We start from the raw sequence: 15,685 nt of genomic DNA, 5'->3' as shown, positions 1-15,685 counted from the left end.
TCAAAATATCGAAATAAATTTCAATATATTTTGAAAAGTTATAATTTTAACATAGATAAACTATTTTTTAACAACAGCTGCAGCAGCAACCTCCCTTAGTTGTACCGTCATCACCAACATAGCTTATAGCACCTGAAGGACATTTACTTTGACAGCCTCTACATCCGTGAACACAGTTTTCCCCTTCAACTACAATTATTCTGCTTTCTCTTTTACTATAGACACCGTGTTTACAGTGGTCAAAGCATATTCCACACTCTGTACACTTTTCATAGTCTATTACTGGATACCAGGTTTTTGACATAGAATTCCTCCTACATTTCATCCTTTATATAATTCTTTATTTCTTCTACTGTACAAACCTTACCAAACATCTTTACCTTTTCATTTATTACTATTGCAGGAGTTCTCATAACTCCATACTTCATAATATCTTTAAAATCCTCAACCTTTATAACTTCAGCTTCTACTCCAAGTTCTTTTATGGCCTCTCTTGCATTTGCCTCAAGCTTTTTACAGTTTGCACAACCTGAACCAAGTATTTTAATTTGCATAAAAACATCTCCCTTCTATATTTTATAACTATATTATAAAATAATTAAATATTAAAGTCAATAAAAACCCCTAAAAGGGGTTTTTATTACTTAAACCAATGTCTTGTGTTATTTGCAATCTTTACAAGAGTTAGCATTATTGGAACCTCTGTTAAAACACCCACAACAGTCGCAAGGGCTGCTCCTGATTTTAATCCAAATAATGAAATCGCAACTGCAACAGCAAGTTCAAAGAAATTGCTTGCACCAATTAGGGATGCTGGTGCCGCAATATTATGTGGGAGCTTCCAAATCTTTGCCCAAGCGTATGCAAATCCAAATATAAAGAAGGTTTGAATTGTAAGTGGTACAGCTATTAATAGAATATGGAATGGATTATTTAGTATAATCTCTCCTTGGAACGAGAATATTATAACAAGTGTTAATAGTAGTCCTACTATTGTTACATTATTAAACTTCTTTAAAAATACATTTTCAAAATAATCAAGTCCTTTATTCTTAATAACACTTCTTCTTGTTAGATAACCAAATGTAAGTGGTATAACAACAAATAGAATAGTTGATAAGAATAGAGTATTATATGGTACTTTAACATTGCTTACACCAAGTAAAAAGGCAACGATTGGTGTAAATGCAACAAGTATAATTAAGTCATTTACAGCAACTTGAACAAGTGTATATCCTGCATCTCCATCAGTTAAATAGCTCCATACAAAAACCATAGCTGTACAAGGTGCAGCGCCAAGAAGAACTGCTCCTGCTATATATTCTGTTGCAAGGTTATCTGGAATAAAGTTATTAAATACTATTCTTATAAAAAAGTATGCAAATAAATACATTGTAAATGGTTTTATAAGCCAGTTTGTAACACATGTAACTATAAGTCCCTTTGGTTTTTTAGTTGCATTCACAACACTTGAAAAATCAATTTTAAGCATCATAGGATAAATCATAAGCCATATTAAAATTGCAACAGGAATTGAAACATTAGCATATTCAAATCGGCTCAATGTTTTTGGTATTATAGGAATGTATTTTCCTATTAAAATACCAACAACAATACATAGAGCAACCCAAATAGATAAATACCTTTCGAAAAAGCCTAATCCCTTTTTCTTTTCCATAAACTAACCTCCCTTAAAATTTTAATTTACCTTCCTTTAAATCTTCACAGGATATACCACTTAAAATATATTTATCTAAATTTTTTTGTCGTTCATTAGTATGTCATAATTGTTAAAGTTTTGTCTAAGGGTTTCATATAGATTTTGATATTTTTTTATAAAATCTGAGTTTATGAAATAATATACATACTGTCCCTTTTTATAGCTCTTTAAAATGTCAGCAGAAGAAAGTTTATTTAAGTGTCTTGAGGCGTTGGACTGATTAAGTCCAAGAAGCACCTCAAGCTCACATACACAAAGTTCTTTAACCATAAGAAGGTTCAATATCCTTATTCTCGTTTCATCTGATAAAGCCTTTAAAATATTAACTAACTCCATATCCTCACCTAAAAATACTTTTGTACTATCTGCTTTAATTCTTCTTTATTTTTAAAGCCTATTACTTTTTCCACAACTTCTCCATTTTTTAATATAAGTGTAGTAGGTACACTCATTACTTTAAACTTTCTTGCAACTGACATATTTTCCTGTGCATTAATTGTATAGAAATTAACATTTTCTATCTCCTGTGCTACTTCCTCAAGTACAGGCTTTAATTGTACACAAACTGGGCAGGTCGTAGTATAAAGCTCTAATACTCCAGTTATGCTATTTTCCATTCCCTCAAAATGTGCTTTATTAATTTCCTGCAACTTCATTATATCACCTTCCATATAAAGTATATGATTCTTTAATCATATAATAATACTTTTATATGACTTTTGCAATATAAAAAATATAAATATTTATGATTTGTACTTATTTTTAACATATAATTTACATAATAACAAAAAACTATAGAAAGTTTTTCTTTCTATAGTTTTTACATTTCTTATAAATTAAATTCTTTTGCCACAAGTTCAACTGCCTTTAATTTATCCTCCCTATTTATAGTGCAAGTAATTCTTATTTCTGATGTGGTAATCATTTTAACCTGTATATTATTCTCCTTAAATACCTTAAAGAGTCTTGCTGCAACACCCGATGTCGTCTTCATACCAATGCCTACTATAGAAAATTTTGTTACATTCTCATCTATAATTGGCCTTTTAACCGTATATACTCTGACAACTTCTAAGCACTCATTTAAATCAGCCTTTGGTATTGTAAAGGATATGTTGACACTGCCATTTTGTGGTGCAGTCTGGCTTATCATATCAACATTAATCTTCCTTGCAGCTATTGATTCAAATATACTTGATAGGGTATAAATATCATAATCAATATCAAGTAAAGTTATTGAAACATCATCATCTGAAACTGCAAGCCCTGTTACTGGTTTATTTTCCATTTCTTCAACCTCCCTTATATATGTCCCCTTTACATCGCTACAACTAAGTCCAACGTAGATGGGTATATTGTATTTTTGTCCAAGTTCCACAGACCTTGAATGCATAACCTGTGCACCAAGGCTTGAAAGTTCCAACATCTCTTCGTAACTTATGTTTTCAATCTTTTTTGCATTTTTATAAAGACGAGGATCTACGCTATATATTCCATCAACATCTGTATATATTTCACATTCAGCATCTAATTTAACAGCAAGTGCTACAGCTGTGGTATCAGAACCTCCTCTTCCTAAGGTTGTTAAGTCACCTTCATCTGAAATACCTTGAAATCCTGCTACAACAACTATTTTATCTAAATCTAATGCATTTTTTATAGGAAGAATATTTATATCTTCAATTAACGATTTACCATATACTCCATTTGTTTTTAGCTGAATTTGAAATGCATTAAAGGATATTGCATCATATCCTATGTCCTTTATAGCCATCGCCAAAAGCGAACTTGAAATCATTTCACCTGTTGCAAGTAGGGCATCTAACTCCCTTTTATCAGGACTATTAGAAATACCCTTTGCAAGCTCTATTAAATCATCCGTTGTATCTCCCATTGCCGATATTACAACAACAACTTTATATCCCTTGTTTTTTTTATCTATAACACTTTTTGCAACTCTTTTAATTTTTTCAGTAGTAGAAACCGAGCTCCCACCATACTTTTGTACAACAATTGCCATTTCCCATTCCTCCTTTAAAAAAATAAAAGCAGCAAGGTTTGTTCAAGCTGCTTTTGCATACCCAAACAAAACCTTTGTAGCTCTCCACCCTTTGGTGACAGCTGAGTGCATATTATGCAAACAGCCAGGTAAATAGTTTGGCGACTATCCCCTTCGGCCTAAAGCCCCTTTCCTAAAGCTTCATAACCTGCCAAGTTCCTCTTTAGTACTCTTGACTTAGGCACCTCTACATAAGGTATTGTTATTTTTTTATTAAATTATTGTATTTATACTATCATAAATATTTATACATTTCAAATGTATTTTTATTAATTTTCTGCAATAAATTAAGAGGGGTAATCCCCTCCTATTATTGTTGCCTTAATGTATTTGCTATGTTTTGGCATGCATTTAAAGTATTTTGGATACTTTGTATCTGCTGTTCAATTTGTGCCTTAGTGTTTTGATTTTCTACAGTTGTTGCTGCCTGTCTTAGACTATTTAGAGTGTTTTGTAGATTTTGTACGCTTTCTTCTACATTTTGTCTTGCATTCTTTTGTAACATACTTCATACCTCCATTTTGTTGTTTTACACATTAATATTTTTACCCTACTCTCAATTAAAATTCGTGGTAATTAATTGAAACAATAATTCTATTTTTTGTACTTTTAGGTTAAAATATATCTATGAATCTATTAAGGGAGACTGATAAATATGACAAGAAAGCTTATTGAAATGTATTTAAAAAATAAAACCGATAGAAAATATATAGGCTATCTATCTGGTGGTGTAGGAATATTTGTTAATATACTGCTTTTTATATTCAAATTCATATTCGGTACAATAAGTGGAAGCATAGCAATAACTGCAGATGCCTTTAACAACTTATCAGATGTTGGTTCTTCAGTTGTAACTATAATAGGTTTTATGATTGCAGATAAGCCTGCCGATAAAGAACATCCCTTTGGTCACGGAAGAGGAGAATATATAGCTGGACTTATTGTATCTATACTTGTACTTTTAGTTGGATTTGAGTTTTTAAAATCGTCCTTTGAAAAAATACTGCATCCATCTCCACTCACCTTTAATATATATACTGGAATAGTCCTTGTTGTATCTATAATTATAAAACTTTGGCTCGGTTATTTTAATAAAATACTATCACAGGTGTCATCATCTGGAGCAATAAACGCAACATCCTTTGATAGTTTTAGTGATGTAATAATAACATCTACTGTTTTAATAAGTATATTAATTTCAAAATTTTTTAACATAACAATTGATGGGTATATAGGATTGTTGGTTTCATTTTTTATACTTTATGCAGGCTATAATTTAATTAACGATACTATAAGTCCTCTACTTGGTGAGGCTGCAGACCCTGAACTTGTGAAGGAAATTGTTGATAGTGTAAAGTCCTATAAAGGTATTATTGGAGTACACGACCTTATTGTTCACACCTATGGTGCACAAAAAACAATAGCCTCCCTTCACGCAGAGATAGATTATAAAACAGATATTTTAGAAGCACACGAACTTATTGATAAAATTGAAAACGAAGTGTCTAAAAAATTAAACATCGTTTTAATCCTACATATGGATCCCGTTGTTCTTGATAACGAAGAGCTGGAAATAATAAAATTTAAAATAAAAGATGTACTATCAAGATATAAATATGTACTTGATGTTCACGATATTAGATTAGTTGATGGAAAACATAAAAAAAATATTATATTTGATGTAGTCTTTTCAAATGAAATCAAACATAAGGATATCAGCAAAAAAGCACACGAAATAATAAATGATTTGCATAAAATACTTCCTAACTATGAAATAATAGTTCACGTTGACAATATGTATGCAGATTACTAATTTTATTTGAAATTATACTTTTACTTTGGTAAAATATATGCAAGCTTATTTTAAGGAGGGTTTTAATAATGTCAGCTTTTGATGTGCTAATGGAACGTGGCTTTATTGAACAGCTTACCCACGAAGATGAAATAAAGGAATTATTGGAAAAAGAAAAAATAACATTTTATATTGGTTTTGACCCTACAGCAGACAGCCTTCACGTTGGACATTTTATAGCTTTAATGGCAATGGCACATATGCAAAGGGCAGGACATAGGCCAATCGCACTAATTGGTGGCGGTACTGCTATGATAGGGGATCCAAGTGGAAAAACCGATATGAGAAAAATGCTAACAAAGGAAGAAATACAATATAATTCAGAATGTTTAAAGAAACAAATGGAAAGATTTATAGATTTTTCTGACGGGAAAGCAATAATGGTAAATAACGCTGATTGGCTTTGGAATTTAAACTACATAGAATTTTTAAGAGATGTAGGAGTACATTTCTCAGTTAATAAAATGCTTACTGCAGAATGTTTTAAACTTAGAATGGAAAAGGGGCTATCCTTCCTTGAATTCAACTATATGTTAATGCAGGCATATGATTTCTTAGAACTAAATAAAAGATATGGTTGTATAATGGAACTTGGTGGAAATGACCAATGGTCAAATATACTTGCTGGTGCTGACCTTATCAGAAGAAAAGAAGGTAAACCAGCCTATGGTTTAACATTTAAACTTCTAACCAACAGCGAAGGAAAGAAAATGGGTAAAACAGAAAAAGGAGCATTATGGCTTGATGCAAATAAAACAACTCCATTTGAATTCTATCAATACTGGAGAAATGTAAATGATGCAGATGTTGAAAAATGTCTTGCTCTTTTAACTTTCCTACCAATGGATGAAGTAAGAAGATTAGGTTCATTAAAGGATAAAGAGATAAATGAGGCCAAAAAGGTTCTTGCATACGAAGTTACAAAGCTTGTTCACGGTGAAGAAGAGGCTAAAAAGGCTGAACAGGCTGCAATTGCACTATTTGAATCTGGTGGGGATTTAAGCAATGCTCCAACCTTTGAAATGCCATCTAACCTACTTGGTCAAAAGGTTATTGATGTGCTGGTAGAAATAAAGGCTATTCCTTCAAAGAGCGAAGGAAGAAGACTTATTCAACAAGGTGGTCTTTACATAAACAACGAAAAAGTTTCTGATATGGATTTTGTAATAGATGATTCTCTATTTAAAGATGGAGAAATGCTTGTTAGAAAAGGTAAAAAGACCTTCTATAGAGTTGTGCTTGTATAGCATATAAAAAAGGTATAGTGTTTTTAACTATACCTTTTTTATATCTTAATTTACTGCTTTTGATATACCACTTCACCATCTATTACAGTCATATAAACCTCAACATCCTTAATTCTTAAAGTATCAATTTTAAAAATATCCTCTTCTAAAACTACAAAATCAGCATATTTTCCTTTCTCTAACGTTCCGTAGACATCCTCCATATAATTTGCATAGGCTGGATTTTTAGTATAACATTCTACAGCCTGTTTTACAGTTACCCTCTCTTCAATATTTAAGTTTAATTTGTTAACCGAACAGTATATGCCCAACATTGGTTCAAAGCCCTTAAAAAATGTTCCATCCTTTTTTTGCATATACTCTGCACCAAAGGGTGTATCACTATTAAATATTGTTGTTATACCTTTTTCGATAAATGTTCTATATCTGTAAGTATCCTTTATTCTTCTATATCCAAGCCTTGTTAATGTTAAATTGCTTTCTAAATTAAATATAGGTTGAAAAGATGCAATAAGATTTAATCTTTTAAACCTTTCTATGTCATCTTCCTTTATTATTTGAATATGTTCAACCCTATTTCTAACTTCTTTATTTGGATAGATATTATATACCCTTTCATATATATCTAAAAACTTCTTCATAGCCAAGTCTCCAATAATATGGGCAGCCATTGGTATGCTATTTTTTAATGAATTTTCTATTATATTATACATTTCTTCATCACTCAAGTTTTGGCATCCAATATTATTTTGATCATCCTCATAAGGTTCAATCAATAATGCCGTTCTTGAACCAAAGCTACCATCTACAAAATATTTTACTGGACTTTTTTTAGCTTCTCTGTTTCAGAAAGCTTAATAAATTCACTGTACTCCTTTGAATTACCAAGGCTTCCTGCAATAATTCTAACTTTAATCTTTCCTTCATTTTGAAGTCTTTTATAGGTATTGTAATATCTTGGATACTGAGTCATAATATCATTTACTAAAGTAATTCCATTTTTTATAAGTTCACTATCTACTCTTAATAGGGCTATTTCATAATAGATATCTGGCATCATATCCATTATTCTACCTATTATTTCAAACACCCAATTTTCGTAAAAAAGTCCAGTTAGACCAAACTCATCCTTTACTGCCGTTTCTGAATCCATAGCCGATTCATTATTTCTTAAGTTGAGTACATCTAATGCTTTGGTATTAAGTATGAGGGAGTGTCCATCCTGTCTTATTAAGCACACAGGCTTATCACTAACAAGTTTATCGATATCAAATCTGTGGGGCATAATACCACCAAAAACAATTTCACTCCATCCCGAACCCATTATCCAAGCGTTTGGCTCCTTTGTTTTACTAAAAGAATATAATGCGTGTTCAAAGTCGTCTCTATTTTTTACATTTTTAAAATCCATCTCAACCATACTTCTTGCAGCCTCTATAAGGTGCATATGACTCTCTACAAAGCCAGGGAAAACTGCTCTACCATTTAAATCAATAATTTTGCAGTCTTTATACTTTTCTATTAAATTTTGATTTGATAATTCAACTATTCTGCCATCCTCTATATACATATATGAAAATATATTATCATTTCCATCCATTGTGTAAATTTTGGCATTTTTAAACAAAATTCCTGACATACTCACTCCCCCTTACCTATATAGTTCTATAACAAAACATTACTTCCTTTCAACTTAAATTTATTTAACATTTTATTTTAAATTTATTCATATAAATTATTAAAAGCATTAAAGGTGGTAATTTATGCAACAGACTATACCTCTTCATTCATTCAATCCTACCGATGAAGAAAGGCATAAGATGCTAAAATTTTTACTAAAGCTTGATAATAGATTAAACGATTTTGATGAAATTATAAAACTTATGTCTCCCCCAGAAGATATTGAAACAATCTGTTCTAAGCTTCAAGGTAAAGGTGTTAAAGTTGCTGTCATTGGTGCAGGTTCTGCAGGCCTTTGTGTAAGTTATGAATTAAACAAAATAGGCTGCGATATCACTATCTTTGAAGCTTCTAAACGGATAGGGGGAAGAATAAAAACACACTATTTTGATAAAGATTCTAATCAACTTGCTGAACTTGGTGCAATGCGTATAGGTATTGCACACGAAACTGTATGGAACTATATAAAAAAATTTAAACTTAAAACTCGTCCATTTATTAGTAAAAGCTACTCTTCTCTCTTTTATATACGCGATAGCCACGCCTTAAATGAACCAAGTGCAAAAAGCATTATGGAAAACATATACCCTAAATTTAAGCTTTCTAAACTTGAGAAAAAACTTACTCCAAGCAAGTTAATGTCACAAATGTATAACAAGTATTTCTATAGCCTCACATCAAATGAAAAAACAGAACTAATAAAAATTAAACAAAGTTATTCACATAAAATAAAAGAAATACAAAACTTATCATTAAGACAGGCATACGAAAATACCAATCTATCACAGGATGCTATATCAATGATTAGCTACCTATCATCCCTTGAAGCTGATTTACTTCATATCAGTTTATATGAAATATTAGGTGAACTTTATACTGTGGATTTTGCATATAACTATACTATAGAAGGCGGTATGATTAACCTACCTCTATCCTTTTACAACGAACTTAGTTCTTCAGACGGACCTGGTAAAGTACAATTTAAATTTGGTCACTTAGTAAATTCGATTATAAAGTCCCCATATAGAGACAAAATTATACTTGAGGTTACAGACCTTAACGATAAAAATGTCTACTATAGGGAATTTGACTATGTTGTGTGTTGCATACCATTCTCCAGCTTAAGAAGAGTGAAAATATTACCTAATTTTTCTACTCTCAAAATGCAGGCAATAAATGAATTAAATTATGAAATAGGTCAAAAAACATTTTTATACCTAAAAGAACGTTTTTGGGAAAAGGATAATCCTATATCTGGAACAACACTAACAGATTTAATAACAATTTCAACACTCTATGGCTCTGACCATATGGAAGCTATTCCAAATAGGCTATTTGAATATAGACTAATCGAAAATACATCCTATAAAACTCCAGGGGTGCTACTTGCATCATATAATTGGCATCAAAACGCTATCCGTTTAGGAAGTCAACCAGAATTAATAAAAATAAAAGAAGTATCAAATTGTATTGAGTCTATTCATAAACTTCCTGAAAATTATATTGAAGATAATATCATCGACTACTCTACAATACTTTGGTCAAACATACCATTTATATGGGGCGGAGTATCCCTACTTACACCTGGTCAAAAAGAATTATTCCTGTATGAAGCTACTCTACCTGAAATGAATGATAGAGTATTCTTTGCTGGAGAACACGTCTCTACAAAGCACGGATGGCAACAGGGTTCATACCAATCTGCTATGCTTTGTGCCAACAATATTGCTAAATCAATAAGGCAGAGAGATTAATTCTCTGCCTTACTTTTTAATTTAGGTATTAAATTATATTCTATTAAACTATCTGAAAACTTTAGCATCCTATATGCCCTTTCAAAATTATCTACATACTTATCCTTATTTAATTCTTTACCAGTTCTTCTATCAATAACCTTATCAACAAAATTCAAATATGCTACATCATCTGTTATCCAAGTTCCGTTTCTTAAAACAACAAATCCCTTATTTGTATTTAAAACATCTCTACCAAAAGTGTATTTAGCATCTATGCCAAACAAATTTGCTATTGTCGGATAAAAATCAAATTGTCCTGTAACCTCTTTTATATGTCCCTTTATTTCTTGCTTTGGAAAGTGAATCATTGCAACTATCTTTTGTGCCTCTTGCCACTCAAGTGCTGAAATATCTTCTCTTCCATAAAGAAGTTTTCCCATAATATCCTTCCTATCATAAGGAATTGCATAATGATCTCCATAAAATACAACTACCGAGTTTTCCCAAAGTCCTTCTTTTTTTAGCATATCAATAAACTGTCCTATTGCTTCATCTGTATACTTTGCAGATTTTATATAATCACCAATTATTGTTCCCTCAAACTCTTCTGTATTTATTATGTTGCTCAATTTATTTTGTGAATCCCTATATGGATAGTGGCTTGAAAGAGAAATTAAAAAGGTATAGAAGGGTTTATCATACTCCTTCATCTTTAATACAGCCTGCTTAAAAAATGATTTATCACTAAGTCCAAGCCCCTGAATATCATCTATGTTAAAATTATTTTCATTTTCATATCTATCAAAACCTAAGCTGTTATACATATTTACTCTATTCCAAAATCCTGGTCTATTAGCGTGCATAACAGCAGTAAAATACCCTATTTCCTTTAATTTTTTAGGCAATGCTTCGTAATAGTTTCCAGCATACTGATAATACACTGACCCTTCTCTAATTGGCAGAAGAGAATTATTCATCAAAAATTCAGCATCGGAAGTTCCTCCAAAGGCTGTTTGATAAAAACAATTATCAAAGACTAAACTTTCCTTTGCAAGATTATTTAAATTTGGTGTTATTTCCTGCCCACCAATTTTCTTATTAAGCAAAAATCCTTGAAAGGCTTCAAGCTGAACAACAATTAAATTTTTACCCTTCATACTTCCATAGTACTTTATTCCCTTTGATAAATTTTTTTCATCAATCCACTTATTAATTTCATCTATTTCCTGCTGTGATATATGCCCCTTTTTTAATACATTTGAGGTTATATACCTATAAAAGTCAACTGCGTGAAAGTTTACACTCCCAACCCTTTTAACAATATATTTCTTATCGTACATTGTTTTTGTTATACCTGGCTGTTCCTTTTCAAGTGCTTTAACACTGGTAATTGAAAAAATAAGTCCTAATGATAATATTGATATGAATTTTAACGCTCTAAAAGTAATTCTTGGTTTTTTATTATCTAACTTATCTTTATTTCTTATATATAAAATAGTAAATAGAACTATATCTACAAAGAACAACAAATCATTGAAATTAATGAGAGAAATCACGCTATCCTTCACTTCTGCAGCCAATCTTACCTGTTTTATAAGTACAACTGATGTAACATCACAAAAATATCTGTTATATACAACATCAGTTAGCAATATCAAACTTATTATAAAATCAGCAATTATAAGTCCCTTTACTCTTTTATTTTGTCTAATGAAGCTAAAGATAGATGCAATAATTAATGTTGAACCAAAACATCCAATAATTAAATAAAGCTTTTGTAGGTCAACTAACTTCAATACATAATTAAAAATCACTAGTTTAGAAAAAACAATAAGTATAAACAATAAAATATCAAACTCTTTAAATAAAACTTTTCTTGCCATAAATATCACTCCATTATTTTTTGCACAACAAATACTATAATACTTTTAGAATCTTTAATAAATAGTTTTTTGTATTATTAATAAAATATTAAAAAATCCAAGCTTACAAAAAATAGACATCACGTTCTAATGTGATGTCTATTTTTTACTCATTTCTATTTTTTAACATCATATACATTTCCTTAACACTTTTATTTAATAAAGGATGAACAAAATCTGGTTCAATGTCACATAAGGGTTTTAACACAAATTCCCTATTTTGCATATCAGGATGTGGAACCTTTAAATCCTCTTCGTTATATACTTCATTATTGTAGAATATAATATCTAAATCAATGGTTCTTGGGCCCCATCTTATTATTCTTTCTCTTCCCAACTGTTTTTCTATTTTAAGCAATCTTTGTAGAACCTCTCTACAGCTAAGCTCTGTTTCTACTAAAATAACTCCATTTATAAATTGAGGCTGCTGTTTATAACCATAGGGTTCAGTTTCATATATACTTGACTTTTTAATTATTTTCATTTCATTCTCTTCAATAAGCTCAAAGGCTCTTTTTATTGTTTCATACCTATCCCCTATATTACTTCCAAAGGCAATAAATACTCTATTCATTTTAATGCCTCCATCATCATAAGTGCTCTTTTATTCTCCAATACATCGTGAACTCTTATAATATGAATATTTTTCATACTTGCATAGCAGGTAACAGCAATTGTACCCTCAAGTCTTTCCTCAGGTGGTACATTCCCAAGTGCAATTCCTATACTTGATTTTCTTGATACCGCGAGTAGTACAGGAACTTCTAAATCGTTAAAAAACTCAATGTTTTTTATAAGTTCAATATTATGCTCATAGGTTTTACCAAATCCTATGCCAGGATCAATAATAATCTTATCCTTTGATATTCCATTTTTTATTGCGTATTCTATTCTCTCTTTAAAATATTCCTTTACCTCTTTTAATACATTTTCATATTGTGGATTTTGCTGCATATTTTTAGGAGTACCTTTTATGTGCATTATTATTATCGGAACATTATAATCCTTAACAACCCTTACCATATCCTTATCAAATGTCATTCCACTTATATCATTTATAATATCCGCACCAGCCTCAATTGCCTTCTTTGCAGTTTCAGCTCTATATGTATCTACTGATATTAATATTTCTTTGTTTTCTCTTCTTATCCCTTCAATTAATGGTATTACCCTATTTAATTCTTCATCTAATCCAATAGGTTCTGAACCTGGTCTTGTTGATTCTCCACCAACATCAATTATATCTGCTCCGTTTTTTATCATCTCAAGTGCCCGTTTTACTCCTTCTTCTACCCCACTTACCCTTGAATTTGAATAAAATGAATCTGGTGTTGCATTTAGTATCCCCATAACCTTCATTTTATCAAACACATATATTCTTCCATCCCTTAATGTTATATATTTCATTCCATCATCCCCTTTTCTGTATACGCAAAGGCATTATGGTTATGTATACTCTCTATACTTTCGACACACACACTATACCATTTAATATCTTCATTTTTCTCAAGCCTTAAGGCAACCTCCCTTGCAACATCTTCTACGAATCTTGGATTTAAATATGCCATTTCTGTAACCCATTTCTCATCCTTTCTCTTTAAAAGTGAGAACACAGGTGTACTTGCACTTTCCTCTGCTACCTTTACAATATCCTCAATCCATATCATCTTGTCTGTCTTTATTTTTATATCGACTGTTGCCCTTTGATTGTGTGCTCCAAATTCACTAATCTCCTTTGAGCAAGGACATAATGTTGTTACAGGGACTTTCACTTCTAATATAAAATCAAAGTTATGGTTTTTAGTTGCCTCAAAGGCACACTGAACATCATAGGGAGATTCTATCTGCGTAACTGGAGATGGTTTTGATATAAAATAATCAAATTCCATTCTACAGTGTGCAACCTGTGCCTCAAGTTTTTCCTTTAAATCAGTTAACATTGCTTCAATATCCTTTGGTGAAACCGATTTTAACTCCTTTATAACCTCAACAAACCTACTCATATGAGTTCCCCTTTGAAAATGAGGAAGATCAACAGATAGAGATACCTTTGCTATTGTATTTTGTGTGCCGTTCTTCTTGTCTCTCACAACAACAGGCCATTTTAAATTGTTTATTCCAACGTGCTTCAAAGGTATATTTCTAAAGTCTCTTTCGTTTTGTACATCCTTCATAAATTACCTCCTATAAACTATTCCGCTTGTCTTTGTCTCCCAAACCTCTACTTCATATAATCTACAATTATCCCTTTTTAATACATCGTATAATTCATCCCATACATATATAGCGATATTTTCAGCAGTTGGCTGTTCTATTATATCATTTAAATATGCGTGGTCAAACTTATCAATAATTCTTTCTTTAACTATTTTTTTTAATTGAACAAAATCAAAAACCATCCCTTCGGTATCTGGTTCTCCCTCTAACTTTACAACAAGTTTATATGTATGCCCGTGCAATCTTTCACATTTTCCGTGATAATGTATAAGGTTATGAGCTGCATCAAATTCAAATTCTTTTATAAGAATCATAACTTCACTCCATTCTTAATATTTTATCAAGATTATAGCATAAAGAACATAAATTCTCAATTCAACAAAATAGTTAAATAAACCTTTTATCAAATTCGAGACATCAAGTAAATATCCCTTTTACAATAACTTTTTTAATAACTTACTAATTATAAATAGCCTTTTATTTGGCAACTACCAAACAAAAGGCTAAATTAAATTACATTATATTTAATTTTAATTGATTTTATTATTTTTTATTTCTTTTTCTAAATTCTCCAATTTATTTATGTCTTCTATCTTTAAATTTCTATATTTGCTTCGTATATTTTTTATGATTTCTAATTTTACATTATTATTACTCTCCAAAAATTTACTATTAATTATATCTATATAACCATCATACTTCTCTTCATCAATAAATTTACTACTGTTTTTAAATAATTCTAACATCTCCATATAAAACTGTTTATCACTTTCATCAGCATACTTCACAGCTAACTCTATTTCATTTATAGATACATTAATATCTTTAGTTAATAATAAGATAGCATAATAATAATGATTTTCAGGTTTTTGTGGTTCAATATCAACCAATTTTTGTCTTGTTTCAATTGCTTTATTAAAATCATTTAAATTTTCATAAACTAACGCTAATCTATGTAATGCAATTGTATTTTTAGGTTCTTTCTCTAATGCTTTTAATAAATATTCTTTAGATTTTTCATATTCTTTATTTACAGAGTACAATCTTGCAAGTTCAATTAAATCATCAACATTTTCATTGATATTTTTTTTCTTTTTATATAAGTTAATTGTTTCGTTAACACTCATAAAGTTCTTACCCGAATTAATTAAATACATTTCATATTCATATAAAAAAAATGTTACTAAAGCTGAAATAAAAAATAAAGTAATAACAGTTATATATATTTTTTTATTATGCACAATATCATCTC

17 protein-coding genes, 1 pseudogene and 1 riboswitch are annotated in these 15,685 nt (G+C 30.5%); of the genes and pseudogenes, 3 read left to right on the top strand and 15 right to left on the bottom strand.

Going from position 1 to position 15,685, the window contains the following annotated elements; all coding sequences use genetic code 11:
* Window positions 1-67: 67 nt before the first annotated feature.
* The 7 genes from JG776_RS04440 to JG776_RS04410 all read right to left on the bottom strand — a co-directional run bounded on the left by JG776_RS04440 (window position 68) and on the right by JG776_RS04410 (window position 4,284).
* Window positions 68-304, bottom strand: coding sequence for a 4Fe-4S dicluster domain-containing protein (locus JG776_RS04440; protein WP_027308086.1), 237 nt, complete (start codon window positions 302-304; stop codon window positions 68-70).
* Between the two features lie 10 nt (window positions 305-314).
* Window positions 315-554 carry a thioredoxin family protein gene (locus tag JG776_RS04435; RefSeq protein ID WP_291965071.1) on the bottom strand — a complete coding sequence of 80 codons (240 nt, stop codon included), beginning with the start codon at window positions 552-554 and terminating at the stop codon, window positions 315-317.
* Between the two features lie 86 nt (window positions 555-640).
* Window positions 641-1,678 (bottom strand): ACR3 family arsenite efflux transporter, encoded by a 1,038-nt coding sequence (gene arsB, locus JG776_RS04430; protein WP_291965070.1) that lies wholly within the window; start codon window positions 1,676-1,678, stop codon window positions 641-643.
* Between the two features lie 75 nt (window positions 1,679-1,753).
* Window positions 1,754-2,056: a metalloregulator ArsR/SmtB family transcription factor gene (locus tag JG776_RS04425; RefSeq protein WP_291965068.1), complete on the bottom strand. Its 303-nt coding sequence runs from the start codon at window positions 2,054-2,056 to the stop codon at window positions 1,754-1,756.
* Between the two features lie 8 nt (window positions 2,057-2,064).
* Window positions 2,065-2,376, bottom strand: a complete 312-nt coding sequence (locus tag JG776_RS04420; protein WP_291965066.1) for a thioredoxin family protein — start codon at window positions 2,374-2,376, stop codon at window positions 2,065-2,067.
* 173 nt (window positions 2,377-2,549) lie between these two features.
* Window positions 2,550-3,740, bottom strand: a complete 1,191-nt coding sequence (locus JG776_RS04415; RefSeq protein WP_291965063.1) for an aspartate kinase — start codon at window positions 3,738-3,740, stop codon at window positions 2,550-2,552.
* A gap of 69 nt (window positions 3,741-3,809) precedes the next feature.
* Window positions 3,810-3,977: riboswitch (Lysine riboswitch) on the bottom strand.
* A gap of 112 nt (window positions 3,978-4,089) precedes the next feature.
* Window positions 4,090-4,284, bottom strand: a complete 195-nt coding sequence (locus JG776_RS04410) for a hypothetical protein (protein WP_035165806.1) — start codon at window positions 4,282-4,284, stop codon at window positions 4,090-4,092.
* A 150-nt stretch (window positions 4,285-4,434) separates the two neighbouring features.
* On the opposite strand from JG776_RS04410, the gene JG776_RS04405 reads away from it, so the two are divergent.
* Complete coding sequence (locus JG776_RS04405) at window positions 4,435-5,592, top strand: cation diffusion facilitator family transporter (protein ID WP_291965058.1); 1,158 nt, start codon at window positions 4,435-4,437, stop codon at window positions 5,590-5,592.
* 65 nt (window positions 5,593-5,657) lie between these two features.
* The gene (gene tyrS / locus JG776_RS04400; RefSeq protein ID WP_291965149.1) at window positions 5,658-6,878 is read left to right on the top strand and encodes a tyrosine--tRNA ligase; all 1,221 of its coding nucleotides are present in this window, start codon (window positions 5,658-5,660) and stop codon (window positions 6,876-6,878) included.
* A 50-nt stretch (window positions 6,879-6,928) separates the two neighbouring features.
* On the opposite strand, the pseudogene JG776_RS04395 reads toward tyrS, so the two are convergent.
* Together JG776_RS04395 and JG776_RS04390 are read right to left on the bottom strand one after the other, a co-directional pair.
* Window positions 6,929-7,660, bottom strand: a pseudogene (locus tag JG776_RS04395) (amidohydrolase family protein); the annotation flags it as partial.
* Window positions 7,661-7,695: 35 nt separating this feature from the next.
* Window positions 7,696-8,517 carry an amidohydrolase family protein gene (locus tag JG776_RS04390; RefSeq protein ID WP_291965056.1) on the bottom strand — a complete coding sequence of 274 codons (822 nt, stop codon included), beginning with the start codon at window positions 8,515-8,517 and terminating at the stop codon, window positions 7,696-7,698.
* A gap of 124 nt (window positions 8,518-8,641) precedes the next feature.
* Between JG776_RS04390 and JG776_RS04385 the strand changes: the two genes are divergently transcribed.
* Window positions 8,642-10,312: an FAD-dependent oxidoreductase gene (locus JG776_RS04385; protein ID WP_291965054.1), complete on the top strand. Its 1,671-nt coding sequence runs from the start codon at window positions 8,642-8,644 to the stop codon at window positions 10,310-10,312.
* Here the strand turns inward: JG776_RS04385 and JG776_RS04380 are convergent.
* From JG776_RS04380 to JG776_RS04355, 6 genes are all read right to left on the bottom strand, one after another.
* On the bottom strand, window positions 10,309-12,177 hold the full coding sequence (locus JG776_RS04380) for an LTA synthase family protein (protein WP_291965051.1): 1,869 nt from the start codon (window positions 12,175-12,177) through the stop codon (window positions 10,309-10,311). The genes JG776_RS04385 and JG776_RS04380 overlap by 4 nt on opposite strands.
* Window positions 12,178-12,322: 145 nt before the next feature.
* Entirely contained in the window at window positions 12,323-12,790 is a 468-nt protein-coding gene (gene folK / locus JG776_RS04375; protein ID WP_291965049.1) for a 2-amino-4-hydroxy-6-hydroxymethyldihydropteridine diphosphokinase, read from the bottom strand.
* On the bottom strand, window positions 12,787-13,623 hold the full coding sequence (gene folP / locus JG776_RS04370) for a dihydropteroate synthase (protein WP_291965047.1): 837 nt from the start codon (window positions 13,621-13,623) through the stop codon (window positions 12,787-12,789). Before folP ends, folK begins: the two co-directional genes overlap by 4 nt.
* On the bottom strand, window positions 13,620-14,390 hold the full coding sequence (folE2, locus tag JG776_RS04365) for a GTP cyclohydrolase FolE2 (RefSeq protein WP_027308099.1): 771 nt from the start codon (window positions 14,388-14,390) through the stop codon (window positions 13,620-13,622). The genes folP and folE2 overlap by 4 nt, the downstream gene beginning before the upstream one ends.
* A gap of 3 nt (window positions 14,391-14,393) precedes the next feature.
* Complete coding sequence (gene queD / locus JG776_RS04360; RefSeq protein WP_291965043.1) at window positions 14,394-14,747, bottom strand: 6-carboxytetrahydropterin synthase QueD; 354 nt, start codon at window positions 14,745-14,747, stop codon at window positions 14,394-14,396.
* A 216-nt stretch (window positions 14,748-14,963) separates the two neighbouring features.
* Window positions 14,964-15,674: a tetratricopeptide repeat protein gene (locus tag JG776_RS04355; protein WP_027308101.1), complete on the bottom strand. Its 711-nt coding sequence runs from the start codon at window positions 15,672-15,674 to the stop codon at window positions 14,964-14,966.
* Window positions 15,675-15,685 lie beyond the last annotated feature (11 nt).

The sequence above is a fragment of the Caloramator sp. genome (assembly GCF_020054765.1).
Lineage (GTDB): Bacteria > Bacillota > Clostridia > Clostridiales > Caloramatoraceae > Thermobrachium > Thermobrachium proteoclasticum.
Note: the sequence above shows the minus strand (reverse complement) of the source record. Positions and strands in the feature narration are given on the sequence as shown.

Bases quoted from the DNA above. Each gene is read 5' to 3' on its own strand.
- JG776_RS04440 (WP_027308086.1), bottom strand. From the start codon at position 304: ATGTCAAAAACCTGGTATCCAGTAATAGACTATGAAAAGTGTACAGAG.
- JG776_RS04435 (WP_291965071.1), bottom strand. From the start codon at position 554: ATGCAAATTAAAATACTTGGTTCAGGTTGTGCAAACTGTAAAAAGCTT.
- arsB (WP_291965070.1), bottom strand. From the start codon at position 1,678: ATGGAAAAGAAAAAGGGATTAGGCTTTTTCGAAAGGTATTTATCTATT.
- JG776_RS04425 (WP_291965068.1), bottom strand. From the start codon at position 2,056: ATGGAGTTAGTTAATATTTTAAAGGCTTTATCAGATGAAACGAGAATA.
- JG776_RS04420 (WP_291965066.1), bottom strand. From the start codon at position 2,376: ATGAAGTTGCAGGAAATTAATAAAGCACATTTTGAGGGAATGGAAAAT.
- JG776_RS04415 (WP_291965063.1), bottom strand. From the start codon at position 3,740: ATGGCAATTGTTGTACAAAAGTATGGTGGGAGCTCGGTTTCTACTACT.
- JG776_RS04410 (WP_035165806.1), bottom strand. From the start codon at position 4,284: ATGTTACAAAAGAATGCAAGACAAAATGTAGAAGAAAGCGTACAAAAT.
- JG776_RS04405 (WP_291965058.1), top strand. From the start codon at position 4,435: ATGACAAGAAAGCTTATTGAAATGTATTTAAAAAATAAAACCGATAGA.
- JG776_RS04390 (WP_291965056.1), bottom strand. From the start codon at position 8,517: ATGTCAGGAATTTTGTTTAAAAATGCCAAAATTTACACAATGGATGGA.
- JG776_RS04385 (WP_291965054.1), top strand. From the start codon at position 8,642: ATGCAACAGACTATACCTCTTCATTCATTCAATCCTACCGATGAAGAA.
- JG776_RS04380 (WP_291965051.1), bottom strand. From the start codon at position 12,177: ATGGCAAGAAAAGTTTTATTTAAAGAGTTTGATATTTTATTGTTTATA.
- folK (WP_291965049.1), bottom strand. From the start codon at position 12,790: ATGAATAGAGTATTTATTGCCTTTGGAAGTAATATAGGGGATAGGTAT.
- folP (WP_291965047.1), bottom strand. From the start codon at position 13,623: ATGAAATATATAACATTAAGGGATGGAAGAATATATGTGTTTGATAAA.
- folE2 (WP_027308099.1), bottom strand. From the start codon at position 14,390: ATGAAGGATGTACAAAACGAAAGAGACTTTAGAAATATACCTTTGAAG.
- queD (WP_291965043.1), bottom strand. From the start codon at position 14,747: ATGATTCTTATAAAAGAATTTGAATTTGATGCAGCTCATAACCTTATA.